Genomic DNA, 23,592 nt, shown 5'->3' on the forward strand with positions numbered 1-23,592 from the left:
AGCCTGTGGAAAACCGCCTCACAGGAATCTCCCAGCCAACTCACGGCCGACCACCGGGAGGCGTTGTCATGCTCGAACCATGACGCCACCGACGCAGCCTCCGCCGAACCACGACCGCGGTCTCGAGTACGACCTCGCGACACTCCACCGCCGTCGCTTCCTCGGCCTGTTCACGGCCGCCGGCCTCGCCGCCGTCGCCGGCTGCACGACGGACGACAGTACGCCGACCAGTACGCCGACCAGCACGCCGACCAGCACGCCGAGCGCGACGACCGATGCCTCCACGGCCGTGGACGAGATCCCGCAGGAGACCGGCGGACCGTACCCGGGCGACGGCTCGAACGGGCCCAACGTCCTCACCCAGTCCGGCATCGTCCGCAGCGACATCACCAAGTCGTTCGGATCCGCATCCGGCGTCGCCGCCGGCGTACCGCTGACCGTCGAGCTCACCGTCGTCGACGCCGACCAGGACAAGGCCCTCGAAGGCGCCGCCGTCTACCTCTGGCACTGCGACGCCCAGGGCCGCTACTCGCTGTACTCCGACGGCGTGACGAACGAGAACTACCTCCGTGGCGTCCAGGCCGCTGACGGCTCCGGCAAGGTCACCTTCAAGACGATCTTCCCGGCCGCGTACATGGGTCGCTGGCCGCACATCCACTTCGAGGTCTACGCCAGCGCCGCCGAGGCGACCAAGGCCGGCCAGATCACCCGTACGTCGCAGCTCGCCCTCCCCAAGGACGTCTGCAGCACCGTCTACGCCACCGACGGGTACGACGGCAGCGCGCAGAACCTCAGCCAGACGTCGCTGGAGAACGACAACGTGTTCGGCGACGACGACGGCGTACACCAGCTCGCGACCGTCACCGGGGACGTCTCCAGCGGGTACGTCGCCACGCTGACGGTGGGTGTGTAGCAGCGAGTTAACACCGGCCAAGTAGCGTTGGCTTGATGCCAGACTCGCCTGACCCTCAGAACCCCGCCCGGCCGGCCGGTCCGCCACCGCCCGGAACGTGGGTGCTGGGGCGCGTCCGCGGCATCCGGCTGACCATGCGTTTCACGTGGTTGCCGGTGGCGATGCTGCTCGCGATCGGCTTCGCCGCGATCATCGGGCAGCAGTTCCCCGAGCTCGGCGGCTGGCGGTACGTCGCGGCGTTCGCGTTCGTCGTCGCGTTCACGGTGTCGATCCTGATCCACGAGCTCGCGCACGCGCTGATGGCGATGCGGTTCGGCATCGGCGTCTCGGAGATCAACCTCGGTTTCTTCGCGGCCGGCACGCACATCGAAGGTGAGCGGAAGTCACCGCTCGAGGAGTTCGCCGTCTCGGTCGTCGGCCCGATCGCGTCCCTGATCGTCGGCGGCCTCGCGTACCTCGGTTCCCGCGCCTTCGACGAGGGCGTCGCGTACGTCGCGCTGTGGGAGCTCGGCGTCGCGAACCTGATCGTCGGCGTCACGAACCTGCTGCCCGGCCTGCCGCTGGACGGCGGCTGGGTGCTGCGGGCGATCGTGTGGAAGTTCACCGGCAACATGCACACCGGCACGATCGCCGCCGCGTGGGCCGGACGCATCCTCGCGATGGCGGTGCTCGCACTGCCGGTGCTGCTCGAGGAGATCTGGGGCCGGCACCCGTCGATGATCGACTTCCTGATCGCCCTGCTGGTCGGCTTCTTCCTCTGGTCCGGCTCGACCGCGTCCCTGATGCAGGCCCGGCTGCGGCGCAAACTGCCCGCACTCCAGGTCCGGACGATGGCCCGCCGCGCCATCGCCGTACATTCCGGTACGCCGCTCGCGGAAGCCGTCCGGCTCGCCGGAGAGGCGCACGCCGGGGCGGTCGTGGTGATCGACGGCGACGGCAAGCCGCACGCCCTGGTGTCCGAGTCCGCGGTCGCCGCGGTCGCCCCGAACCAGCGCCCCTGGACCACGGTCAGCGAGGTCTCCACCCGGATCGGCGCGGGCCACATCATCGGCGTCAACGACACCGGCGAGGAGATCCTCAGCACACTGCGCGAGCACCCCGCCTCGGAGTACCTGGTCCTGGGCGCCGACGGCGGCGTGTACGGCGTACTCGCGACCGCCGACGTTGAACGCGCTTTCCGAGGTCGTTGAACAGCCGCTGATTCTTCGGTTCCGGTGACCGAAAGTTAAGGTGAGCGCCTTATGGCTGACTTGCGCGACTTTCCCGACCAGGCGTACTCCGGCGTCCATCACGGACCGCTGCAGGAGGGCGAGTGGATCACCCTGCAGGACTCCAAGGGCCGCCGGCACTCGGTCAAGCTGGAGCGCGGGAAGACCTTCCACACCACCAAGGGCGGGATCGAGCACGACCAGCTGATCGACGGCCCGGACGCCGTGGTGATCAGGTCCAAGGGCAACGTCGAGTACCTCGCGCTGCGGCCGCTGATGGCCGACTACTCGGTCTCGATGCCGCGCGGCGCCGCCGTGATCTACCCGAAGGACACCGCGCAGATCGTCACGATGGCCGACATCTTCCCCGGCGCGAAGGTGGTCGAGGCGGGCGCCGGTTCCGGTGCGCTGACCACCGCGCTGCTGCGGGCGGTCGGCATCCACGGTCAGGTGATCTCGTTCGAGCGCCGCGAGGACTTCGCCGAGGTCGCGCGGAAGAATGTGACCGGTTTCTTCGGCGGCGAGCACCCCGCCTGGCGGCTCGAGGTCGGCGACCTGGTCGAGAAGCTGAACGAGCAGGACGTCGACCGCGTCGTCCTCGACATGCTCGCGCCGTGGGAGTGCGTTGACGTGGTCGCTGAGGCACTTTCACCCGGCGGGGTGTTCTGTGCCTATGTGGCCACCACAACGCAGCTGAGCCGCGTTGTGGAGACGCTGAGGGCACACGGCGAGTTCACCGAGCCGCGCGCGTGGGAGTCACTCGTGCGAGACTGGCATGTAGAGGGTCTCGCCGTCCGTCCGGGCCACCGGATGCAAGGACACACGGCCTTCCTGGTCACCGCCCGGAGGATGGCGCACGGGGTGCAGGCACCCCGTAAGAAGCGCCGTCCGGCACCGGGCGCGTACGGCGACGACTACGCCGGACCGCGCCGCCCTGAGGCAGCCGGTGCGCCGTCGTCCGAAGCATCCGCGGAAACTTCCGGCGACATGCCGTAGGCAACGGACTCCATCCGCAACCGACACGTGATGGGATTCAGCTTGCCCGGCGAGGTTTTCTGGGTAAGGTCCATAGGGTCGAGCCCCACATGGTGAGGTGATGATCGTGGCTGGAGACGAGAGTCCTACCGCGGCAGAACTGCGTAACCAGGTCCGGTACCTGGAAGCCGAGGTCGCGGCGTTGCGACGTCGGCTGCTCGAGCACCCGGCGGACAGCCGGTCGCTCGAGAGCAGACTGTCCGAAACCCAGGCCTCCTTGGCGAGTGTCACCGCTCAGAACGAGCGGCTGGCGGACACGCTGCGGGAGGCGCGAGAGAAGATCATCGCCCTGAAGGAGGAGGTCGACCGGCTGGCGCAACCGCCGTCCGGTTTCGGCACCTTCCTCGGACGGAACGAAGACGACACGCTCGACGTGTTCACCGGGGGCCGGAAACTCCGGGTCGCGGCGAGCCCGTCGGTGGACCTGGACGCGCTCAAGCTCGGCCAGGAACTGATGCTGAACGAAGCACTTAACGTGGTCGAGGCCTGTGACTTCGAGGTCGTCGGCGACGTGGTGATGCTCAAGGAGCTGCTCGCCGACGGCGAGCGGGCACTGGTGATCGCACAGGCCGACGAGGAGCGCGTGGTGCGACTGGCGTCGCCGCTGCTCGACGTACCCCTGCGTGCCGGTGACTCGCTGTTGCTCGAGGCCCGCTCCGGATACGTGTACGAGAAGATCCCGAAGTCCGAGGTCGAGGAGCTGATCCTCGAAGAGGTTCCGGACATCGACTACACCCAGATCGGCGGCCTGTCCGGCCAGATCGAGCAGATCCGGGACGCGGTCGAGCTGCCGTACCTGCACAAGGACCTGTTCCTGGAACACGAGCTCAAGCCGCCGAAGGGCGTGCTGCTCTACGGCCCGCCGGGGTGTGGCAAGACGCTGATCGCGAAGGCGGTCGCGAACTCGCTGGCCAAGAAGGTCGCCGAGCGGACCGGGACCGAGGGCCAGAAGTCGTTCTTCCTGAACATCAAGGGCCCCGAGCTGCTGAACAAGTACGTCGGCGAGACCGAGCGTCACATCCGCCTGGTCTTCCAGCGGGCCCGGGAGAAGGCTTCCGAGGGCATGCCGGTGATCGTGTTCTTCGACGAGATGGACTCGCTGTTCCGCACCCGCGGATCCGGTGTGTCGTCGGATGTCGAGAACACCATCGTCCCGCAGTTGCTGAGCGAGATCGACGGTGTCGAGGGGCTGGAGAACGTCCTCGTCATCGGTGCCTCCAACCGCGAGGACATGATCGACCCGGCGATCCTGCGGCCCGGCCGGCTGGACGTGAAGATCAAGATCGAGCGCCCCGACGCGGAGGCGGCGCGGGACATCTTCTCGAAGTACCTGACCGCGAACCTGCCGCTGCACGTCGACGATCTGGGCGAGTTCGGCGGGGACCGGCAGGGCTGCGTGGACGGGATGATCCAGCGCACGGTCGAGCGGATGTACACAGAGGCCGACGAGAACCGCTTCCTCGAGGTCACCTACGCCAACGGTGACAAGGAGGTCCTGTACTTCAAGGACTTCAACTCGGGCGCGATGATCCAGAACATCGTCGACCGGGCGAAGAAGATGGCGATCAAGGCGTTCCTGGACGAGAACCAGAAGGGTCTGCGGGTGCAGCACCTGCTGCAGGCCTGCGTGGACGAGTTCAAGGAGAACGAGGACCTGCCGAACACCACGAACCCGGACGACTGGGCCCGGATCTCCGGCAAGAAGGGCGAGCGGATCGTCTACATCCGGACGCTCATCTCCGGCAAGCAGGGCACCGAGCCCGGCCGGTCGATCGACACCGCGACCAACACCGGTCAGTACCTGTAACACGCCGTACCGCGAACCGCCCCCGGACCGAGCGTCCGGGGGCGGTTCCGCTTCTCCTGGGTCTCCTGGGGGTAGGTCTAACACCCGGTGAGATCGGGGGGTTTCCCCGATTGGTACCGCGGTTTTGCGGGCCTAGCGTGCTGCTATGGCGACGGACGAGGTGCGGAAGGACCTGCGTGCTGCGGTGGCGGCACGCCAGGAGCTGGGACCGGAGTACGAGGCCGAGATCATCGACGGCTTCCTGGAGAAGCTCGACGCGCGTGACCGGCACCGTAGCGCCGGGCTGCTGCCGGAGCCTGCGCCTCGGCGGCACCCGAGCCGCGAGACCGACCCGGGCGGGCTGGCGCTGGCGATCGTCTCGATCGTCGCCGCGATCCCGATCACCGCGATCGCAGCCGGCATGATCGGCCCCTTCGGCGTCGTCATCTGCTGGGCGGGCCTGGTCGCGATCAACTTCGCCCGGACGATGGCCCGCCGCCGCTAACCGACAGGCACCGGCCGGCCCTGGGCGTCGAAGGCGCGGACCTCGGTCTCGAGTCGCTGGCCGAGCGTGAACTTTCCGTTCGCCTGGACCTCGAGGTAGGCGAAGCCGCCGTCGACGACGCCGCTCGTCCACGGGCCGGTCTTCCCGTCGAGCACGTACCGGGCCTCGACCTTGGCGACATCCGGATGGGCCCGGTAGAGCCGCCACGCCTGCAGCGTGGTCAGGTCGTTCGTGATGTCGCCGTCGGTGCTGCCGAGCGTCACCAGACCGCGCTGCGCCGTCGGCTCGGTCCGCCAGGCCTTGTCCTCGACCCGTGCGACGGATGCGACCGCGCCGAGCTTGGCGCTCGGTGGCATGCGCGTCATGCAGAACCGGTACCCGAGCTTGGCGATGGATGGTGCTCCTCCGGGCCCGGGCTTGCGACCGCCGCGGGTCACAGTGGGCTGCGCCGTGGCGCGCTTCGTGTTCAGTGCCAGTGCCACCAGCGCGCTGCTGTCCGTGGTGATGCCGCGGACGTGACGGCTCCAGACAAGCTGAGCGGGACCCGCTTCATCCGGGAACTGGCAATCGGCGACGATCTTGGCCACGTCGCCCCGCGGCACCGCGCCGAGGTCGACCCCGACCCTGGCCTCGGGCGAGGTGAGCGGTGCCGATGTACCGGCCGCGGCGGGTTCGTCGGGCGACTTCTGGGTAACGACCAACGTGCCGGCGACCACGGCCGCGACGGCTCCGACGCCGACCATCGGGGCGATCCAGCGCCGGGCCTGGCGGCCGGTGGCGGGCCGGGTACGCTCCATCAGCTGGTTACGCATCCGGGAGCGCTCGGCGGCGCTCAGCGGTGGAACGCGCGGCGGTTCGAGTTCGGTGTTCATGACAGCTCCTCGGTGAGGTCGACCCGGGTCAGCAGGTCGGGGAAACGGCGACGTGTGCGGTGCAGCCGGGCCTTGACGGTTCCGACCGGTACGCCGAGCGCGTCCGCGGCCTCGGCAGTGGTGAGTCCGGACCAGACGACGAGCTCGAGGGTCTCGCGCTCGTGCCGGGGGAGCTTGGCCACGGCGCGACGGATCGCCGACATCCGGAGCTCGTCGTCCAGCCGGCGGGCGACATCGGGGGCATGGTCGTCGTCAGGTGACGGCTCGGGCAGGCGATCGACAAGGTTCCGCAAGCGGGCCGCCGTCCGGGCCAGCGTCCGGCACTCGTTGCCGGCCACGACGAGCAGCCAGCCGCGAGCGCTCGATCCGGTCAGCGGCCCCGGCGGATTGCGCTCGAACCGCCGCCAGGTGCTCAGGAACGTTGCCTGGACCACGTCGTCGGCGGTGCTCCAGGATGCGGTCCGCCGGAACGCGAACGCCCGTACGTCGTCGGCGTACCGGTCGAAGAGCTCGCCGAGCGCGAAATGGTCCCCAGCGCGCAACTGCTCCCAGAGCTCCTCGTCGGAGCCGTCGACGGGCGGCGGGTCGCTCGCTGAACCGGCGGCTGCGGATCCCGTCGACGGGTCCCTGTCGTCAGTCAGGATGATCTTCACATGAGCTAGTGACCGCTCGCCTGCCAAGGGGTTGCATCACAGCACGGCGGCGATCTCTGCCAGTCCGGTCGCGACGTCGTCGGGAAGGCCCAGGAGCAGGCCGCGGTGGGTGCCGTACCAGGGGGATAGACGGGCCCAGTCGTGGGCGCGTTCGACCTGGTCAGGGGTGGGTCGGTACACCTCGGCGAGGCCGGCGGCGACCGGGGCCGGTGCGCCGTTGAGGGGCCAGCAGAGGTCGAGGGCGGGGTCGCCGATGACGGCGTCGGTCCAGTCGATGACTCCGGTGATCTGTCCGTCGGTCATCAGGATGTGGTCGGGACCGAAGTCGCAGTGCACCAAGGCGGTTCGGACGTTCGCGACGCGGTCCAGCAGCTCGACCGCTGTGGTCCGGACCTCTGCCGGGAGCAACGGCACGATCTGGTCGCGGCACTCGCCCAGAAAGGCGGTCTTCTCGGCTGTAGCGGTCGCTGCGTCCAATGCGCCGTACGCCACGGCTTCTGTGGTGTCGACCGCATGTAACGCCTTCAGGAAGCCGCCCAGTGCCCGGCCAGTCTCGACGCTGCCGTCGGTGAACGGTTCGCCGGGGAGCAGCAGGTGGCGTACGCCGTCGCTTGTCAGCTCAGGTACTGGGACCGGCAGCGGGAGCTGTGGCGCGAGCCAGGGGAGGAGGGTGGCCTCGGCGAGCAGCCGCGGGCGCACCTCCGGGCGACGCGGTGCCCGGTGGATCCACGGCCCGTCGATCCAGGCGTGGCTGTCCCACCCCTCGATGATTGTCATACCAAGCTCCGGACGTACGGCCCGAGCAACGCCAGCGTGTCCGGCATGAACGACCACTCGTCGAACTTGGCCACGAGCTCGGCCGGCGACATCCACGCGCCCCAGGCGACCTCTTCCGGCTGATGCCGCACCGGGCCGTCCCAGACACACGTGTACAGGTACGCGTGGTACCGCGTGTTCTCGTCGGCGTAGTCGTCCTCCGGTAACCGCGTCAGCTCCACGCCGGAGATCCCGAGCTCCTCGTCCAGTTCCCGTACGACGGCATGGAACGGGTCCTCACCGGCCGCGACGACCCCACCCGCAGCGAAGTCGTACCGTCCCGGATAGACGTCCTTCGTCGGCGTCCGCCGATGCACGTAGATCTCACCGGCGGAATTCAGGACGACGACACCCGTCGCGGAGTGACGCAGGTTGTCGCGCCGCATCACAGACCGTGGCACCGCCCCGGTGACCTGGTTGGCCTCGTCCAGAATCGCCACCATCTCGTCCACCCGCGCAGTCTCACAGATAACCCTGTGGATACAGCAACCCCTTTAGTCGCTGGTACCGCGTAGGCTCGGCTGCATGAGTGTTCGGCGGATCATGGGTACCGAGACCGAGTTCGGGATCTCGGTGCCGGGGCAGCCCGGGGCGAACCCGATGCTGACCTCGAGCCAGGTGGTGAACGGGTACGCGCAGACGCAGCCGCTCGCGCGCAAGACCCGGTGGGACTTCGACGAGGAGCACCCGCTGCGGGACGCGCGAGGATTCGACCTCAGCCGGGAGGTGGCCGACTCCAGCCAGCTCACCGACGAGGAGACCGGCCTGGCGAACGTGATCCTCACCAACGGCGCCCGGCTGTACGTCGACCACGCCCACCCGGAGTACTCCGCGCCCGAGACGACGAACCCGCGGGACGCGGTGGTGTGGGACAAGGCCGGCGAGCTGGTGATCATGGAGGGGGCGCGGCAGGCCCGGCTGATTCCCGGGGCGCCGCAGCTGAACCTCTACAAGAACAACACCGACAACAAGGGCGCGTCGTACGGTTCGCACGAGAACTACCTGATGCGGCGGTCGACGCCGTTCGCGTCGATCGTGCGGCACCTGACGCCGTTCTTCGTGAGCCGTCAGGTGGTGACCGGCGCCGGCCGGGTCGGGATCGGCCAGGACGGCGCGGCGCACGGCTTCCAGATCAGCCAGCGGGCCGACTACTTCGAGGTCGAGGTCGGCCTGGAGACGACGCTGAAGCGGCCGATCATCAACACCCGCGACGAACCGCACGCGAACCCGGACCGCTACCGCCGGCTGCACGTGATCATCGGCGACGCGAACCTGTCCGAGATCTCGACGTACCTGAAGGTCGGGACGACGTCGCTGGTGCTGGCGATGATCGAGGACGGCTGGCTGACCGACGACCTCAGCGTCGACCGGCCGGTGACCGCGCTGCACGAGGTCAGCCACGACCCGTCCTGCACGCACCTGCTGACGCTCAAGGACGGCCGCAAGATCACCGCCGTCCAGCTGCAGACGGAGTACCTGGAGCAGGCCCGCAAGTACGTCGAGGACAAGTACGGCGACGACGCGGACCGGCAGACCAAGGACGTGCTGCACCGCTGGGAGCAGGTGCTCGACCAGCTCGCCACCGACCCGATGAAGCTGTCCGACCAGCTCGACTGGGTCGCGAAGTACAAACTGCTCCAGTCGTACCGCGACCGCGACGCCCTCGAGTGGGACGACTCGAAGCTGCACCTGATCGACCTGCAGTACGCCGACCTGCGCCCGGACAAGGGCCTGTATTACAAGTTGGTGAAATCCGGCCGGATGCAGCGGATCGTCTCCGACGAGGAGATCCGGATGGCCGTCGCGCACCCGCCGACCGACACCCGGGCGTATTTCCGCGGCCGCTGCATGCAGCAGTACGCGCCGCAGGTCGCGGCCGCCTCCTGGGACTCGGTGATCTTCGATCTGCCCGGCAAGGAGTCGCTCCAGCGGATCCCGACCCTGGACCCGCTGCGGGGCACGAAAGCGCATGTCGGGGCACTTCTTGACCAATGCGACACCGCAAGTGACCTGGTTCGCACCATTACTGGGGGTGCCGCCGGGTAGGGTCGCTAGTGAGGGTCGGTTGGGCGGCCCTCCCAGCGGTTCTAGGAGGTGTGCCATGGCGAAGGACGGCGGTCAGCAGCACAAGCAGCCGAAGCGTTCGTCGACCGAGGAAGAGGTCGAGCAGGTCGAGGCGTCGGAGGACGTCCAGGAGCGGAAAGAGCGGCTCGACGAGGACGTCGACTCGATCCTGGACGAGATCGACGAGGTCCTCGAGGAGAACGCCGAGGAGTTCGTCCGCGGATTCGTGCAAAAGGGTGGGGAGTGAACCGCTCGATGACATCTGATGCCTCCGGCCGGCTGCCGGAAGCCTTCCTGACCCCAGGCGGCTCGTCGTTCATGGACTTCCTGGCCGGGCATGCGCCCGACCTGCTGCCCGGACGACGGTCCCTGGGGCAGGGTGACCTGTCCAGCGAAGTCCCGCACGGTACGACGATCGTGGCCGCCACCTTCCCGGGTGGCGTGATCATGGCCGGCGACCGGCGGGCCACGATGGGCAACATCATCGCCCAGCGTGACATCGAGAAGGTGTTCCCCGCCGACGAGTACTCGGCGGTCGCGTTCGCCGGCTCGGCCGGCTTCGGGATCGAGATGGTCCGGTTGTTCCAGGTCGAGCTGGAGCACTACGAGAAGCTCGAGGGCGCCACCCTCAGTCTCGACGGCAAGGCCAACCGGCTCAGTGCGCTGATCCGCGGCAACCTGCCGATGGCCATGCAGGGTCTTACCGTGGTGCCGCTGTTCGCGGGCTACGACCCGGACATCAAGGGCGGCCGGATCTTCTCCTACGACCCGACCGGCGGGCGGTACGAGGAGACCCACTTCTACAGCGTCGGTTCGGGCTCGCTGTTCGCCCGCGGCGCGCTGAAGAAGCTGTACCGCGAGGACCTGTCCGAGACCGACTGCGCGACGGTGGCGATCCAGTCGCTGATCGACGCGGCCGACGACGACTCGGCGACCGGTGGCCCGGACATGCTGCGCCGGATCTTCCCGGTGATCGGCGTGGTCACCGTCGACGGCTACCGGCGGCTGCCGGAGGACGAGGTGGCGGCGCTGGTCGACGCCGCCTGGGCCCAGCGCCACGAGCGTCCCGACGGCCCGGCCGCGGCGTCCCTGACCTGACCATCTCGATGATCATGCCCGATCGACTGATTAGAGGACGACACCTTCGATGAGCGTTCCGTTCTACGTCTCGCCCGAGCAGCTGATGCGGGACCGGGCCGACTTCGCCCGGAAGGGCATCGCCAAGGGCCGCAGCGCGATCGCGCTGCAGTACGCCGACGGCATCCTGTTCGTGGCGGAGAACCGCTCGCCCGCCCTGCACAAGGTGGCCGAGATCTACGACCGGATGGCGTTCGCCGCCGTCGGCCGGTACAACGAGTTCGAGAACCTGCGGATCGCCGGAGTCCGGCTCGCCGACATGCGCGGGTACTCCTACGACCGGCGCGACGTCACCGGCCGGGCGCTGGCCAACGCGTATGCGCAGACCCTCGGCGCGATCTTCTCCTCCGGCGGCGAGAAGCCGCTCGAGGTGGAGATCCTGGTCGCCGAGATCGGCGCCGGCCCGGCCGACGACCAGATCTACCGGCTCACCTACGACGGCTCGATCGCGGACGTCCGCGGGTACGCCGTGATGGGCGGCGCCGCGGAGACGGTCGCGGAATACATCGGCGAGCACTACTCCGACGGCATCTCGCTGGCCGGCGCGGTCCGGCTGGCAGTGGACGCGCTCGGCCACGACAGCACCGAGGTCCGGGAGCTCACCCCGGACCAGCTCGAGGTCGCCGTCCTGGACCGGACCCGGACCCAGATGCGCAAGTTCAAGCGCATCTCCGAGGAGTCGTTGGCCGGCATCCTGAGCGAGTCCAGCCCGGCGGTGGACGCGAAATCGGAGTCGGGCTCGGGTTCGGACGCGAGTGACTCCAGTGAGTCGTCCACGGGTGACACTCCAGTCGCACCGCCGGCGGACGACGCACCGGTAGCGCCGCCGGAAGACTCGGACGACGACCGTCCGCTGTGACGGACCAGATCGAGAACTCAGCCGCTACCGACAAGGTGGCGGCTGAGCTGTCTCGTCCGGCCGACCCGGCACCTTGGGAGCTGCTGGGGGAGGAGACGGGGTTCCACCGGTTCCTGAGCGTGAACCTGCGCCGGTACCGGATGCCCGACGGGCGCGAGGTCGACTGGGACGTGCTCGGCCCGAAGTCCGACGCCGGGATCACGTCCGGCGTGACCGTGCTGCCGTTGACGCCTGAGGGCCGGATCGTCACGGTGCGGATGTTCCGGGCCGGACCGGACCGCGTCGTCACGAATCTGCCAGGTGGGTACGTCGAGCCCGGCGAAGACCCCGCGGTGGCAGGTGTCCGGGAGCTCGAGGAGGAGACCGGCTACGTCTGCGAGTCGCTCGAAGTCGTCGGCTGGCAGTGGTCGGCGGCCTCGTCGACGTACCGCAAGTACGTCGCGATTGCCCGCGGCTGCCGCCCCGACGGGAAACAGCAACTGGACGAGACCGAGGACTGTATCCCGGTCGAGCTGTCCCTGGACGCGTTCCGTGCGGAGTTGCGCACACCCGGTGCGATGACGGGAATCGACGCCGCCTATCTCGCGTTGGACCACGCAGGTTTGCTCTAGCAACCAGCAATCTGTGGAGGAATCGATATGAGCGACTGGAACGCCAACATCATCACCGAGTTCCGGGACAACGAGGGCAAAGTCGGTGGGCAGTTCGAGGGCGCACCGATGGTCCTGCTGCACCACTACGGCCGTCGGAGCGGGCAGGAGTACGTCGCTCCGACGATGTACCTCGCCGACGACAGCCACCCGGACCTGATCTACGTCTTCGCGAGCAAAGGCGGCGCCCCCACCAACCCCGATTGGTACCGCAACCTCACGGCAGCCGGCAAGGCCACGATCGAGCGTGGGACCGAGACGTACGAGGTGATCGTCAAGGAAGTGACCGGCGCCGAGCGCGACCGGATCTACGCCGAGCAGGCCCGGCGGTATCCCGGCTTCGCCGACTACGAGCGCAGTACGGCCGGCATTCGCACCATCCCCGTGCTCGAGCTCAAGCGCGCGTAGGAATCCAGGCGAGCTGATCGGCGCGGCGAGCGGGCCGGTATCCTGACAGCGGACCGCGACTGGCGCTGAGGTGGACGACCACCGGGGAACGGTCTGCCATCCGGCTTCGCCGCGCGCCTGGGCACACTTCTGACGCAGAGGAGTGCGCCGATGAGCGCAGAACTGATGATCGGGACCGACCTCGCCGCCGACATGGTCGCCAAGGCGGCCGAACGAGCACGGGTCCTGCAGGAGAGGTACGGCGTGCAGCCGTGTCTGGCGACCGTGCTGGTCGGTGACGACCCGGCGTCGGCGACGTACGTGCGGATGAAGCAGAACCGCTCAAAGAAGGCCGGGATCGCGTCGCTGAGCGTCGTACTGCCGGCCGAGACTTCCACCGCGGAGCTGGTCGCGGAGATCACCAAGCTCTCCGAGGACCCGGCCGTGCACGGGATCCTGCTGCAGCACCCCGTGCCGGCGCAGATCGACGAGCGGGCCGCGTTCGAGGCGATCGACCCGGCGAAGGACGTCGACGGCGTGACGATGCGGTCGTTCGCGGCGATGGCGTTCGGGGATCCGGGTTTCCGCTCGGCCACCCCCGGCGGGATCATGCGGCTGCTGGCGGCGTACGACGTACCGCTCGAAGGGGCGCACGCCGTGGTGATCGGCCGCAGCCCGATCCTCGGTAAGCCGGCCGGCATGTTGCTGCTGGCATCGAACGCCACCGTCACGTACGCGCACTCCCGGACCCGGGACCTGCCCGAGCTGGTCCGGACCGCGGATGTGGTGATCGCCGCGGTCGGCAAGGCGAACTTCGTCCGCGGCGACTGGCTGAAGCCGGGCGCGGTCGTGGTCGACGCCGGGTACAACGAGGGCAACGTCGGCGACGTGCACTTCGCGGAGGCGGCCGAGGTGGCCCGGCTGATCACGCCGGTACCGGGCGGGGTCGGGCCGATGACGATCGCGCTGCTGCTGGAGCAGACGGTCGACGCCGCTGAGACGGCTGTCCACTCTTTGACTACTCTGGCCTAGGGTTGGGGGACAAGATCTAAGGAGGCGGACGTGGCGGTACGGGCGATCCGGGGTGCCACCCAGCTGGACGTGGACGAGCGCGAGCACCTGCTCGAGCGGTCCGCGGAGCTGGTGAAGGCGGTCCTGGAGGCGAACGATCTGGAGAACGAGGACCTGATCAGCATCCTGTTCACCGTCACGTCGGACCTGCGTTCGGAGTTTCCCGCCGTCGCGGGCCGGCAGATCGGGCTGACCGACGTACCGCTGATGTGCATGCAGGAGATCCCGGTGCCGCATGCGCTGCCGCGGGTGGTGCGGCTGATGGTGCACACCGAGACGCCGCGGTCCCGGGACAAGATCCAGCACGTCTACCTGCACGGAGCAGTCGCGCTCCGCCCGGACCTGACCGGCGCCCAGTGAGGGCACAGTGAGTGAGTTGCGCGGGCCGGTTCGCATTGTCGGCACCGGATTGATCGGTACGTCGATCGGTCTCGCGCTGGCGCGGCTCGGTGTGGTCGTGGAGCTCGTCGACGGGAACCCGGACAACGCGCTGATGGCCGAGCGGATCGGCGCCGGCTCGCGGCTGGTCGAGATCGAGCCGCAGCTGGTCGTGGTCGCCGTACCGCCGGACCACGTCGGCGCCGTCGTCGCCGAGCAACTGGAGGCGACTCAGGCCATCGTCACGGACGCGGCCAGTGTGAAGTCCAAGCCGCTGACCGATGCGCGCCGGCTGACCGGTGACGTCAGCCGGTACGTCGGTAGTCACCCGATGGCAGGCTCCGAGCGCAACGGCCCGCTGGCCGCACGCGCCGACCTGTTCGACGGCGCCACCTGGGCGATCACCCCGCACGCGACGAGCGCTCCGGAAGCGATCGATCTCGTACGCCGGCTCGCCGAGGCCTGTGGTGCCCGGACGGTGGAGCTGTCGGTCGAGGACCACGACCTCGGCGTCGCCCGGGTCTCGCACCTCCCGCACCTGATGTCGGCGCTCGCCGCGGGCACGCTGGCGGACGCGCCGTCCTCCCATCTCGAACTGTCCGGTCAGGGTGTCCGCGACGTGACCCGGATCGCGGCGGGCGACCCGCGGTTGTGGACCCAGATCGTGTCCGCGAACTCGACCGCGCTCACCGGCCTGCTGGAGCAGATCCGCGGCGAGCTCGACCGGCTGCTCGTTGCCCTCGGCAAGGAAGAGGCGGCCGACGAACTGACCGCGATCCTCGGCCAGGGCGTGTCCGGCGCGGTCCGCGTCCCGGGCAAGCACGGTACGCCGCACATCGACCTGGTCACGGTCCTCGTCACGATCCCGGACCGCCCCGGCCAACTGGCCCGGCTGTTCGCCGACGCGGCCGAATCCGGCGCGAACGTCGAGGACCTGCGCATCGACCACAGCCCGGGTCGCCCCGTCGGTGAGGTCGAGCTCGCCGTCAAACCGGGATCGGTCGACCAGTTGGTCGAGGTCCTGACCGACCGCGGGTGGGTAGTCCACCGGTAGGTTGTCCCCGGCCGAAGGTAACCTTCGGGGCATGATCATCGCTGTTGACGGGCCGAGCGGCTCCGGTAAGTCGAGCACCGCGCGTGGAGTGGCCACCCGCCTCGGTCTGCGGTACCTGGACACCGGTGCGACGTACCGTGCGGTGACCTGGTCGGCCGTCGATCGCGGACTGGACCTGGACGACACGGCGGCGGTCGCGCAGCGTGCGCGGGAGCTCGAGCTGGAGGTCAGCACCGACCCCGGCCACCAGTTCGTGATCGCCGACGGGACCGACGTCACGGCCGCGATCCGGGAGCCGCGGATCAGCGCGGTGGTGTCGAAGATCGCCACCAACCTCGACGTCCGCAAGGAGCTGATCCGGCGCCAGCGGGAGATCATCGACGACGCCCAGAATTCTCCGCAGTCGGGCGGCGGGATCGTGGTCGAGGGCCGCGACATCGCCACCGTGGTCGCCACCGACGCCGAGCTGAAGGTCCACCTGACCGCCGACCAGGACGCGCGGATGTCCCGCCGCGGCGCCGAGCTCGAGTCCGGTTCGGTGACCGCCGAGCAACTGCGGGACCAGATCGTCCGCCGCGACGCCGACGACGCCACCGTTTCGCAATTCCTGGTCGCCTCCGACGGTGCGGTGACCGTCGACTCCACCCATCTGAGCCTCGAGGAGGTCATCGACGTGATCAGCAGACTCGCCAAGGAGACCGTCCCTCAAGGCCGGGAGCGATGAGGGCTGAAGTCACCGGGCACAAGGACCTGCCCGGACCGACGATCTGCCTGCACTGCCGTACCGGATGGCGCTCCCGTTGCGGAGGATCGCCAGGCCCTACTTCCGCCGCAAGTACAAGCTGACCGTGCATCACGAGGACCGGTTCCCGCTGACCGGTCCGCTGCTGATGGCGCCGAACCACCTGAGCCTGCTCGACGGGCCGCTGCTCGGTGCGATCGCCCCGCGGATGCTGCACCAGCTCGGCAAGATCGAGGCTTTCGGCGGCCTCCAGGGGGCGATCCTGCGCCGGATCGGCCAGATCCCGGTCGACCGGTCGACGTACGACGTACTCGCGGTCCGGCAGTCCATCAAGGTACTGCGGGACGGCCGGGTGCTGAACATCTACCCGGAGGGCACCCGCGGCCCGGGCGACTTCAGCCGGATCCGGACCGGCGTGGCGTACCTGGCGATGGTGACCGGGGCCCCGATCCTGCCCGTCGCGCTGATCGGGACGCGGCTCCCAGGGGGTGACGTGGAGGGCTTTCCGCCGGCCGGGAGCCGGATCGACGTGGTGTACGGCGAGCCTTTCGCCGTCGAGCGCGTACCCTTTCCCAGGAGACAACCCGACGTACAGGCGGTCGCCGGCCAGATCGGCGACGTGTTGCGCGCCCATGTGAAGGCGGCCGTCGACGAAACCGGCCACCCGCTTCCGGGCTGGCGAGACCAGAAGGACCCTGATGACTGACCTGCCCACCGAAGCACCGACGCATGACCGCGAAGACACCGGGCCGCTGCCCGTTCTCGCGATCGTCGGGCGGCCGAACGTGGGCAAGTCCACGCTGGTCAACCGCATCATCGGCCGCCGCGAGGCGGTCGTCGAGGACACCCCGGGCGTCACCCGGGACCGCGTCTCGTACGACGCCAACTGGGCCGGCCGCGAGTTCACGGTCGTCGACACCGGTGGCTGGGACCCGGACGCGGTCGGCATGGCCGCCCTGGTCGCCGCCCAGGCGGAGGTCGCGATCAACGCCGCCGACGCGGTGCTGTTCGTGGTCGACGCCGTGGTGGGTATCACCGACGCGGACGAGGCAGTCGTCCGGGTGCTGCGGAAGTCCGGCAAACCCGTCGTACTGGCCGCGAACAAGGTCGACGACCAGCGCATCGAGTCCGAGGCGATGAACCTGTGGAGCCTCGGGATCGGTGAGCCGTACCCGGTGTCCGGGATGCACGGCCGCGGGACGGGCGACCTGCTGGACGCCGTACTCGCGGCGCTTCCGGAGGCCCCGGCCGAGCGCGACGGTGAGGTCGGCGGACCGCGCCGGGTCGCGATCGTCGGCAAGCCGAACGTGGGCAAGTCCTCGCTGCTCAACAAGGTCGCCAAGGAGGACCGGGTCGTCGTGAGCGACGTCGCCGGTACGACGGTGGACCCGGTCGACGAGCTGATCACGCTCGGCGGTCAGGAGTGGCGGTTCATCGACACCGCGGGCATCCGGCGCAAGGTGAAGAACGTCCAGGGGCACGAGTACTACGCCTCGCTGCGGACCAATGCGGCGATCGAGCGGGCCGAGGTCGTGGTGGTCGTGATCGACGCCTCGGAGTCGCTCACCGAGCAGGACCTGCGGATCATGAACGCGGTCGAGGAAGCCGGCAAGGCGCTGGTGATCGCGTACAACAAGTGGGACCTGATGGACGAGGAGCGGCGTTACTACCTGGAGCGCGAGATCGACCGCGACCTGGTGCAGTTCCGCTGGGCGCCGCGGGTGAACATCAGCGCGCTCACCGGCTGGCACATGGACAGGCTGGTGCCCGCCATCGAGGCCGCGCTGGAAGGCTGGCAGACGCGCGTCCCGACCGGGCAGCTCAACGCCTTCCTCGGCCGCCTGGTCGCCGCCCATCCGCACCCGGTCCGCTCCGGCAAGCAGCCGAAGATCCTCTTCGGCACCCAGGCCACCACGATGCCCCCGACCTTCGCCATCTTCACCTCCGGCCAGATCGAGGCGTCGTACCAGCGCTTCATCGAACGCCGCCTCCGCGAGGACTTCGGCTTCGTCGGCAGCCCGATCCACGTCCAGATCCGAGCCCGCCAGAAGAACAAGAAACGCTGACCGAACCCGGTCCGAACCACCCGGTCGGATGAGGTAAGGTTTACCCCGGCTCGCTCTTCGGAGCGTCCATCGGGCTGTGGCGTAGTTTGGTAACGCGTCTGGCTGGGGGCCAGAAGACCGCAGGTTCAAATCCTGTCAGCCCGACATTCGAGGGGCACCCAACAGGTGCCCCTCTTCTGCGTTTCAGTGGACGTCGGCCAGTTGCCTGGGCTCGGGCTCGTCGGCGACCTTGAGGGACTCGCCCTCGATGTCGACGCGCGGGGTGATCCGGTCCAGCCACTTCGGGAACCACCAGGCCCGGTCGCCGAGGAGGCTGAGGATGGCGGGAACCAGGGTCATCCGGACGACGAAGGCGTCGATCAGGACACCGATGGTGAGGCCGAAGCCGATCGCCTTGATGATCGGGTCCTCGACGAGGATGAAACCCGCGAAGACCGACGCCATGATCAGCGCCGCGGCGGTGACCACGCGCGCACCGTGACCGAGGCCCTGGACGGTCGCGTCGTTCGCGTGCCGCCCGTGCACGAACTCCTCCCGGACCCGGGACACGATGAACACCTCGTAGTCCATCGCCAGCCCGAACAGGATGCCCATCATGATGATCGGCAGGAAGCTCACCAGCGGACCGGGGGAGTCGATCCCGACCAGGCTCGCCAGATGCCCTTCCTGGAAGACCGCGATCGTGATCCCGAACGTCGCCCCGATCGTCAGCACGAACCCGAGCGTCGCCTTCAACGGCACCAGCACCGACCGGAACGCCAGCAGCAACAGCAGGAACGAGAGCCCGATCACGACGAACAGGTACGTCGGCAACGCGTCGGACAACTTGTTCGACACATCGACGCCGACCGCCGTGTTCCCGGTCACCGAGATACTCGCGTCGCCCGTGGCGAGCGGCTGCACCGCCGACCGCAGGTTCTTCACGAGATCAGCGGTTTCCTCGCTGGCCGGCCCGCTCTTCGGGATCACCTGCAGCAATCGCGTCGTACCGTCCTGACTCGCCGCGGCCGGCTGCGCCGCGACCACATCCGGCAGGCCTTGCGCCTTGCCCAGCACCTGCTGCACCAGCGCGTTGGACGTCGCCGCGTCGTTGCTCTTCACAACAACCACCAGCGGCCCGTTGGCGCCCGGCCCGAACGCCGCGGCCGTCAGGTCGTACGCGACCCGCTGGTTGCTCCCGGCCGCCGCCGAAGCACCGTCCGGCAGCGCGAGCTGCATGTCCTTCGCCGGGATCGCGAGCAAGCCCAAGCCGATGATGCCGACAGCAACGATCGGCACCCGCAATCGGGTCACCAGCCGACCCCACCGGAAACCGAAGCCTTCCTTGTGAGTCGCCGCGGCCGGTGACTTGCGCAGCTTCCGCGGCAGCACCCGGTTCCCCACGAACCCGAGCAGTGCCGGCAGCAACGTCAGCGCCACGAGGACGGCGGTCAGCACGGTTGCCGCTGCGGCCAGGCCCATCGCGGTCAGGAACGGTACGCCGACCACGGACAACCCGGCGAGCGCGATCACCACGGTCGCGCCGGCGAACAACACCGCTGACCCGGCCGTCGCAGTCGCTCGCGCGACGGACTCCTCCGGATCCATGCCTTCGCCGAGCTGCGACCGGTGCCGCGAGCTGATGAACAGCGAGTAGTCGATCCCAACGGCGAGTCCGAGCATCAGCGCCAGGATCGGCGCCGTCGACGACACGTCGGTGAACGCGGTCACGATGAACAACCCGGCCATCCCGGCCAGCACGCCGAGCAGCGCCGTCACCAGCGTCATCCCGGCCGCCACGAGCGATCCGAACGTGACGACCAGTACCACAGCCGCGACCGCCACACCGAGCACCTCGGTCGCGCCGATCTCCGGTACGCCGGCCTTGATCTGTCCGCCCGGCACCACCTGGAGATCACCCGAGCTGAGTCCGCTCAGTCCGTCGTACCCGTCGCTGCTCTCGTGCGACAGCTCGTCGGCCGGCTTGTCGAACTGGACGCTGATCAATCCCGTCGTACCGTCCGGGCTGATCGCCTTGCTGGTGAACGGGTCGATCGCCGCGATCACCTCGGGCACCTTCGCGACCTTGGCGACGGTGGCGCCGACGGCGGCCTTCACGGTCGGGTCTGCGAGCGTTTTGCCGTCGGGCGCCTTCACCACGACCGTGGCGGACGCACCGCTGGCGGCCGGTAGCTCTTGCTTGAGCGCGTCGAGCGCGCGTTGCGACTCGGTGCCCGGGATCGAGAATGTGTTCGCGGTCTTGCCGCCCAGTGTCAGCGCACCGACGCCGAGGACGACGAGGAACAGCGCCCACAGGGCGGCGACCAGGCGCCTGCGCTGATAGGAGAACCGGCCGAGCCGGTACAGCAGATTGGCCATCGTGAAGAGCGTCCGTTCAGATCGGTACGGCGTACGGGCAGAAGTGATCGCCCCGTGGCGGCGGGGGAGTCGGGTCGGGGCTCAGGCGCGGCGGAGGATTCTCCGCAGGGCGATGTCGCAGAGTCTTCGGAGGTCGTCGTCGGTGCGTTCCTGCGCGTGCCGGCACTCGCCGAGGAGGCCGTTGATGGCGAACTTCGCCAGGTCCTGCTCGAGTGGGTCGTCGGACCCGGCCAGGTAGTCCGAGAGCTGCATGCCGTCGGCGACGAGTTGCGCGACCTCGGGCATCTGCTCGATCACCGGGAGGATGTCCTGGAGCACGTCGACCACGCCGCGATGGACGACGGCGAGATCGATGAAGCTCCGGATGGCGAGCTCCTGTGCGTCGGCGCGGGACAGCTCGGCGGCGGCCTTGACGAGCGCGGCCACGTCGGCGGCGGCGGGCTCGAGGACGGCGGCGAGGACGGCGGGCTTGCCGCTGAAGTGGTACAGCACGGTCGCCTTGGAGCAACCGGCCGCGGTCGCGATGTCCTGCAGTGACGTCGCGTTGTAGCCGGCGGCCTGGAACAGGTCCATCGCCTGACGCACGATCTCGCGCCTGGTCCGCTCCCGCGCCGGGGTGGTAACTGCCATGTCATGCATCATGACTGACCGATCGGCCAGTTTTCAACCGATCGGTCAGTTTTGTGGTCCGGGCCACGTGGTTGTCTTCGGTGTAATGATGTAATTCAGGAGGCGAGAGCGATGGCTGACGAGATTGCCGACGGGGTGGCCGGGGACGACGTACTGGACGCCTACTCCCGGGTGGTCTCGGGCGTGGCGGCACACCTGATCCCGCGGGTCGCGAGCCTGCGGATCCACAGCCGGCGCGGCGACTCGTCCGGCTCCGCCGTCGTCCTGACCGGCGACGGGCATCTGCTCACGAACGCGCACGTGGTCGGCGACGGCGTCGAGGCGTCGGCCGAGTTCGCGGACGGTACGACGGCGCAGGCCCGGGTGGTCGGGGTGGACCGGCTGTCCGACCTCGCCGTACTGCGGGCCGACCGGGAGATCCCAGATCCGCCGGAGTACGGCGACGCGGACGTGCTGAAGGTCGGGAACCTGGTGGTTGCCGTCGGGAATCCGCTCGGCCTGGCCGGGAGCGTGACGGCCGGCGTGGTGAGTGCGCTGGGCCGGTCGTTGCCGGTGCGCAGTGGCTCCGCTCAGCGCATCATCGAGGACGTGATCCAGACCGACGCAGCGCTGAACCCGGGCAACTCAGGCGGGGCGCTTGCCGACGGCAACGGGCGGGTGATCGGGATCAACACCGCGGTGGCCGGGATCGGGCTGGGTCTCGCGGTGCCGGTCAACCAGACCACGCGCCGGATCATCTACTCGCTGCTGCACGACGGTCGCGTGCGTCGCGCGTACCTCGGGCTCGTGACCAAGCCCGCGCCGCTGCAGCCGGCGCTCGCGGAACGGTTCGATCAGCGCTCGGCTCTGCGCGTCGTCGAGGTCATTCCGGCCAGTCCGGCGGCGGCCGCGGGTCTACGGCAGGGCGATCTCGTCCTGGCCGTGAACGGCGTACAGCTTCGGGATGCTCAGTCTCTGCAGCGTCAGTTGTTCGAGGACGCGATCGCGCGCCGTACCGAGATCACCGCGATCCGGAACAACGCGCTCGTGGACGTGATCGCCTACCCGGCCGAGCTCAGTGATTGAGTTCGGCACGCAGGAGCACGCAGGTGCCGGGTTTTAGGGGCGCGTTCGGGAAGGTGAAGTCGCGGGTGACCTCGCTGAACCCGAAGCGGCGGGTGAGATCGAGAATGGCGCCGTTGGAGAGATTGACGAAGGTGTAGATCTCGTCGGCGCGCTCGGCGGTCCAGCGGATGCGGTCCTGGGTGAGCAGGTCGCCGATGCCGTGGCGGCGCCACTCGTTCGAGACGATCAGCCCGATCAGGTAGTACCCGTCCGGAGCCGTTGTGGGCGGGTCGGCGGGGGAGATCTGGTGCCGGATCACGGCGCCGTACCCGACGACTTGACCATCGATCTCGGCGACGGCGGGGTACCGGTCGGGGTTCTGGAGGTCGGCTTGGAGCCTGCTCCGGCGCTCGTCGACCGACCCGCCGGTTCGCGTGACGATCAGCTCGGCGCAGGTTGTCAGATCCGCCTCCACCGCCGGGCGCACGAGGACGTCGGCCGTCTTGCGAGCGGCCCCGGGCTCATATTCCGCGAAGCCGGTCATGCAGGCATCCTAGGATCGGCCGGGTGGACGAACTCATGCGGCAGGTCGACGAACTGTACGAGCGGGCGATCTTCAACGGCGAGTACGACGGCCTGCCCGCCGCCGACCGCGCACTGGACACGGTCGAGGCCCGGCTGCTCCTGCAACGCGGCCGAATCCTCCACTGCCGCTTCCTGCAACCGCACGCCGACCCGCCGGAAGAGTCGCACGTCGACCGGCCGGAGTCGCGCGCCGAGCAGCCGGGTGTGTCGCACGTCGACCCGGTGGAGGAGCTCGCGTACTTCGAGCGCGCGGCGGACCTGTTCCGTGGCGCCGGCGACGAGCGCGGCGAGGCCGAGGCGTTGTTCTGGATCGGCTGCTTCCACCAGGTCGTCCGCGACGACAACCCGACCGCCATCCCCTTCCTCACCCAGGCCGCCGACCTGTGCCGCAAGACCGGCGACCAACTAACCCTCTCGTACGCCCTCCGCCACCTAGGCATCGCCGCCCACATGGCCGACGACTACCCCAAAGCCCGCGACCTGCTGGAGGAGTCCACCGCACTCCGCCGCACCCTCAATTTCACCGCCGGCGTCGCCGCCAACCTGGTGGGCCTCATCTACCTGGCAATAGCCCAGAACCGCCCCGACGACGCCCGAGCCCTAGCCGCCGAAGCCACAACCCTCGCCACCACATCCGGCGCCACAAAGATCACCGAACAAATCGAAGCCGCCCGCTCACGCATCTAATGGCGGGTGTGCAGTTGGACAGGAGGTATCGGTTGGCTGGGTAGTGCACCTCAGCGTGATTGTGGTTGTGCGTACAGCGTCTCGCTGGTGCT

At 69.0% G+C, this 23,592-nt stretch carries 26 protein-coding genes, 1 tRNA gene and 1 riboswitch; of the genes, 20 read left to right on the forward strand and 7 right to left on the reverse strand.

The features are described 5' to 3' along the window. The first annotated feature begins 79 nt into the window (after positions 1–79). The 5 genes from EV137_RS01060 (at position 80) to EV137_RS01080 (ending at position 5,447) form a co-directional block, all read left to right on the forward strand. Positions 80–913 (forward strand): intradiol ring-cleavage dioxygenase, encoded by an 834-nt coding sequence (locus tag EV137_RS01060; protein WP_134125874.1) that lies wholly within the window; start codon positions 80–82, stop codon positions 911–913. A 35-nt stretch (positions 914–948) separates the two neighbouring features. Beyond that, complete coding sequence (locus EV137_RS01065; RefSeq protein WP_238175015.1) at positions 949–2,103, forward strand: M50 family metallopeptidase; 1,155 nt, start codon at positions 949–951, stop codon at positions 2,101–2,103. Between the two features lie 51 nt (positions 2,104–2,154). Continuing rightward, on the forward strand, positions 2,155–3,117 hold the full coding sequence (locus EV137_RS01070; protein ID WP_134004832.1) for a tRNA (adenine-N1)-methyltransferase: 963 nt from the start codon (positions 2,155–2,157) through the stop codon (positions 3,115–3,117). A 100-nt stretch (positions 3,118–3,217) separates the two neighbouring features. Further along, positions 3,218–4,963 carry a proteasome ATPase gene (arc, locus tag EV137_RS01075; RefSeq protein ID WP_131296988.1) on the forward strand — a complete coding sequence of 582 codons (1,746 nt, stop codon included), beginning with the start codon at positions 3,218–3,220 and terminating at the stop codon, positions 4,961–4,963. A gap of 145 nt (positions 4,964–5,108) precedes the next feature. Then, on the forward strand, positions 5,109–5,447 hold the full coding sequence (locus tag EV137_RS01080; RefSeq protein ID WP_134004830.1) for a hypothetical protein: 339 nt from the start codon (positions 5,109–5,111) through the stop codon (positions 5,445–5,447). On the opposite strand, the gene EV137_RS01085 is transcribed toward EV137_RS01080, so the two are convergent. Genes EV137_RS01085 through EV137_RS01100 form a run of 4 tightly spaced genes read right to left on the reverse strand, consistent with a single transcriptional unit; the run spans position 5,444 to position 8,231 of the window. After that, positions 5,444–6,319: a hypothetical protein gene (locus EV137_RS01085; RefSeq protein ID WP_134125876.1), complete on the reverse strand. Its 876-nt coding sequence runs from the start codon at positions 6,317–6,319 to the stop codon at positions 5,444–5,446. The genes EV137_RS01080 and EV137_RS01085 overlap by 4 nt on opposite strands. Then, the gene (locus tag EV137_RS01090) at positions 6,316–6,972 is read right to left on the reverse strand and encodes an RNA polymerase sigma factor (RefSeq protein ID WP_134125878.1); all 657 of its coding nucleotides are present in this window, start codon (positions 6,970–6,972) and stop codon (positions 6,316–6,318) included. Before EV137_RS01090 ends, EV137_RS01085 begins: the two co-directional genes overlap by 4 nt. A gap of 36 nt (positions 6,973–7,008) precedes the next feature. Then, complete coding sequence (locus EV137_RS01095; RefSeq protein WP_134125879.1) at positions 7,009–7,749, reverse strand: phosphotransferase family protein; 741 nt, start codon at positions 7,747–7,749, stop codon at positions 7,009–7,011. Continuing rightward, positions 7,746–8,231, reverse strand: a complete 486-nt coding sequence (locus EV137_RS01100) for an NUDIX hydrolase (protein WP_238175308.1) — start codon at positions 8,229–8,231, stop codon at positions 7,746–7,748. The genes EV137_RS01095 and EV137_RS01100 overlap by 4 nt, the downstream gene beginning before the upstream one ends. 82 nt (positions 8,232–8,313) lie before the next feature. Here EV137_RS01100 and dop point away from each other — a divergent pair, with 82 nt between their 5' ends. The 13 genes from dop (at position 8,314) to EV137_RS01165 (ending at position 18,340) form a co-directional block, all read left to right on the forward strand. Next, on the forward strand, positions 8,314–9,834 hold the full coding sequence (gene dop / locus EV137_RS01105; RefSeq protein ID WP_134004820.1) for a depupylase/deamidase Dop: 1,521 nt from the start codon (positions 8,314–8,316) through the stop codon (positions 9,832–9,834). Positions 9,835–9,889: 55 nt separating this feature from the next. Next, positions 9,890–10,099 carry a ubiquitin-like protein Pup gene (locus tag EV137_RS01110; RefSeq protein ID WP_130448384.1) on the forward strand — a complete coding sequence of 70 codons (210 nt, stop codon included), beginning with the start codon at positions 9,890–9,892 and terminating at the stop codon, positions 10,097–10,099. Between the two features lie 8 nt (positions 10,100–10,107). After that, positions 10,108–10,950 (forward strand): proteasome subunit beta, encoded by an 843-nt coding sequence (gene prcB, locus EV137_RS01115; RefSeq protein ID WP_130385486.1) that lies wholly within the window; start codon positions 10,108–10,110, stop codon positions 10,948–10,950. Between the two features lie 49 nt (positions 10,951–10,999). Then, positions 11,000–11,848, forward strand: coding sequence for a proteasome subunit alpha (prcA, locus tag EV137_RS01120; protein WP_134125880.1), 849 nt, complete (start codon positions 11,000–11,002; stop codon positions 11,846–11,848). Continuing rightward, positions 11,845–12,459 carry an NUDIX hydrolase gene (locus EV137_RS01125; RefSeq protein WP_134125881.1) on the forward strand — a complete coding sequence of 205 codons (615 nt, stop codon included), beginning with the start codon at positions 11,845–11,847 and terminating at the stop codon, positions 12,457–12,459. The genes prcA and EV137_RS01125 overlap by 4 nt, the downstream gene beginning before the upstream one ends. 27 nt (positions 12,460–12,486) lie before the next feature. After that, complete coding sequence (locus tag EV137_RS01130) at positions 12,487–12,906, forward strand: nitroreductase family deazaflavin-dependent oxidoreductase (RefSeq protein WP_134004814.1); 420 nt, start codon at positions 12,487–12,489, stop codon at positions 12,904–12,906. A gap of 45 nt (positions 12,907–12,951) precedes the next feature. Next, positions 12,952–13,036, forward strand: a riboswitch (ZMP/ZTP riboswitch). Between the two features lie 20 nt (positions 13,037–13,056). Then, a complete protein-coding gene (locus EV137_RS01135) occupies positions 13,057–13,917 on the forward strand; it encodes a bifunctional 5,10-methylenetetrahydrofolate dehydrogenase/5,10-methenyltetrahydrofolate cyclohydrolase (RefSeq protein WP_134125882.1) in 861 nt (286 codons plus the stop codon). A 30-nt stretch (positions 13,918–13,947) separates the two neighbouring features. Next, the gene (gene aroH, locus EV137_RS01140; RefSeq protein WP_130385491.1) at positions 13,948–14,316 is read left to right on the forward strand and encodes a chorismate mutase; all 369 of its coding nucleotides are present in this window, start codon (positions 13,948–13,950) and stop codon (positions 14,314–14,316) included. A gap of 7 nt (positions 14,317–14,323) precedes the next feature. Further along, complete coding sequence (locus EV137_RS01145; protein WP_134004810.1) at positions 14,324–15,388, forward strand: prephenate dehydrogenase; 1,065 nt, start codon at positions 14,324–14,326, stop codon at positions 15,386–15,388. A gap of 31 nt (positions 15,389–15,419) precedes the next feature. Continuing rightward, positions 15,420–16,112 (forward strand): (d)CMP kinase, encoded by a 693-nt coding sequence (gene cmk / locus EV137_RS01150; RefSeq protein WP_134004808.1) that lies wholly within the window; start codon positions 15,420–15,422, stop codon positions 16,110–16,112. Between the two features lie 64 nt (positions 16,113–16,176). Next, entirely contained in the window at positions 16,177–16,836 is a 660-nt protein-coding gene (locus EV137_RS01155; RefSeq protein ID WP_238175016.1) for a lysophospholipid acyltransferase family protein, read from the forward strand. Continuing rightward, positions 16,829–18,196 carry a ribosome biogenesis GTPase Der gene (gene der, locus EV137_RS01160; protein ID WP_133789133.1) on the forward strand — a complete coding sequence of 456 codons (1,368 nt, stop codon included), beginning with the start codon at positions 16,829–16,831 and terminating at the stop codon, positions 18,194–18,196. Before EV137_RS01155 ends, der begins: the two co-directional genes overlap by 8 nt. A gap of 70 nt (positions 18,197–18,266) precedes the next feature. Next, positions 18,267–18,340: transfer RNA gene (locus tag EV137_RS01165), tRNA-Pro, on the forward strand. A 39-nt stretch (positions 18,341–18,379) separates the two neighbouring features. On the opposite strand, the gene EV137_RS01170 is transcribed toward EV137_RS01165, so the two are convergent. Together EV137_RS01170 and EV137_RS01175 are read right to left on the reverse strand one after the other, a co-directional pair. Further along, positions 18,380–20,554, reverse strand: a complete 2,175-nt coding sequence (locus EV137_RS01170) for an MMPL family transporter (RefSeq protein ID WP_134125883.1) — start codon at positions 20,552–20,554, stop codon at positions 18,380–18,382. A gap of 81 nt (positions 20,555–20,635) precedes the next feature. Then, a complete protein-coding gene (locus EV137_RS01175) occupies positions 20,636–21,184 on the reverse strand; it encodes a TetR/AcrR family transcriptional regulator (RefSeq protein ID WP_134125884.1) in 549 nt (182 codons plus the stop codon). A 111-nt stretch (positions 21,185–21,295) separates the two neighbouring features. Here EV137_RS01175 and EV137_RS01180 point away from each other — a divergent pair, with 111 nt between their 5' ends. Further along, positions 21,296–22,249: a S1C family serine protease gene (locus tag EV137_RS01180; RefSeq protein WP_134004802.1), complete on the forward strand. Its 954-nt coding sequence runs from the start codon at positions 21,296–21,298 to the stop codon at positions 22,247–22,249. Here the strand turns inward: EV137_RS01180 and EV137_RS01185 are convergent. Beyond that, complete coding sequence (locus EV137_RS01185) at positions 22,239–22,772, reverse strand: GNAT family N-acetyltransferase (protein ID WP_134125885.1); 534 nt, start codon at positions 22,770–22,772, stop codon at positions 22,239–22,241. The two genes, EV137_RS01180 and EV137_RS01185, sit on opposite strands and share 11 nt — an antisense overlap. A gap of 23 nt (positions 22,773–22,795) precedes the next feature. Here EV137_RS01185 and EV137_RS01190 point away from each other — a divergent pair, with 23 nt between their 5' ends. Next, entirely contained in the window at positions 22,796–23,500 is a 705-nt protein-coding gene (locus tag EV137_RS01190) for a tetratricopeptide repeat protein (protein WP_238175017.1), read from the forward strand. The last annotated feature ends 92 nt before the right edge of the window (positions 23,501–23,592 follow it).

This window comes from Kribbella pratensis, assembly GCF_004366075.1.
Lineage (GTDB): Bacteria > Actinomycetota > Actinomycetes > Propionibacteriales > Kribbellaceae > Kribbella > Kribbella pratensis.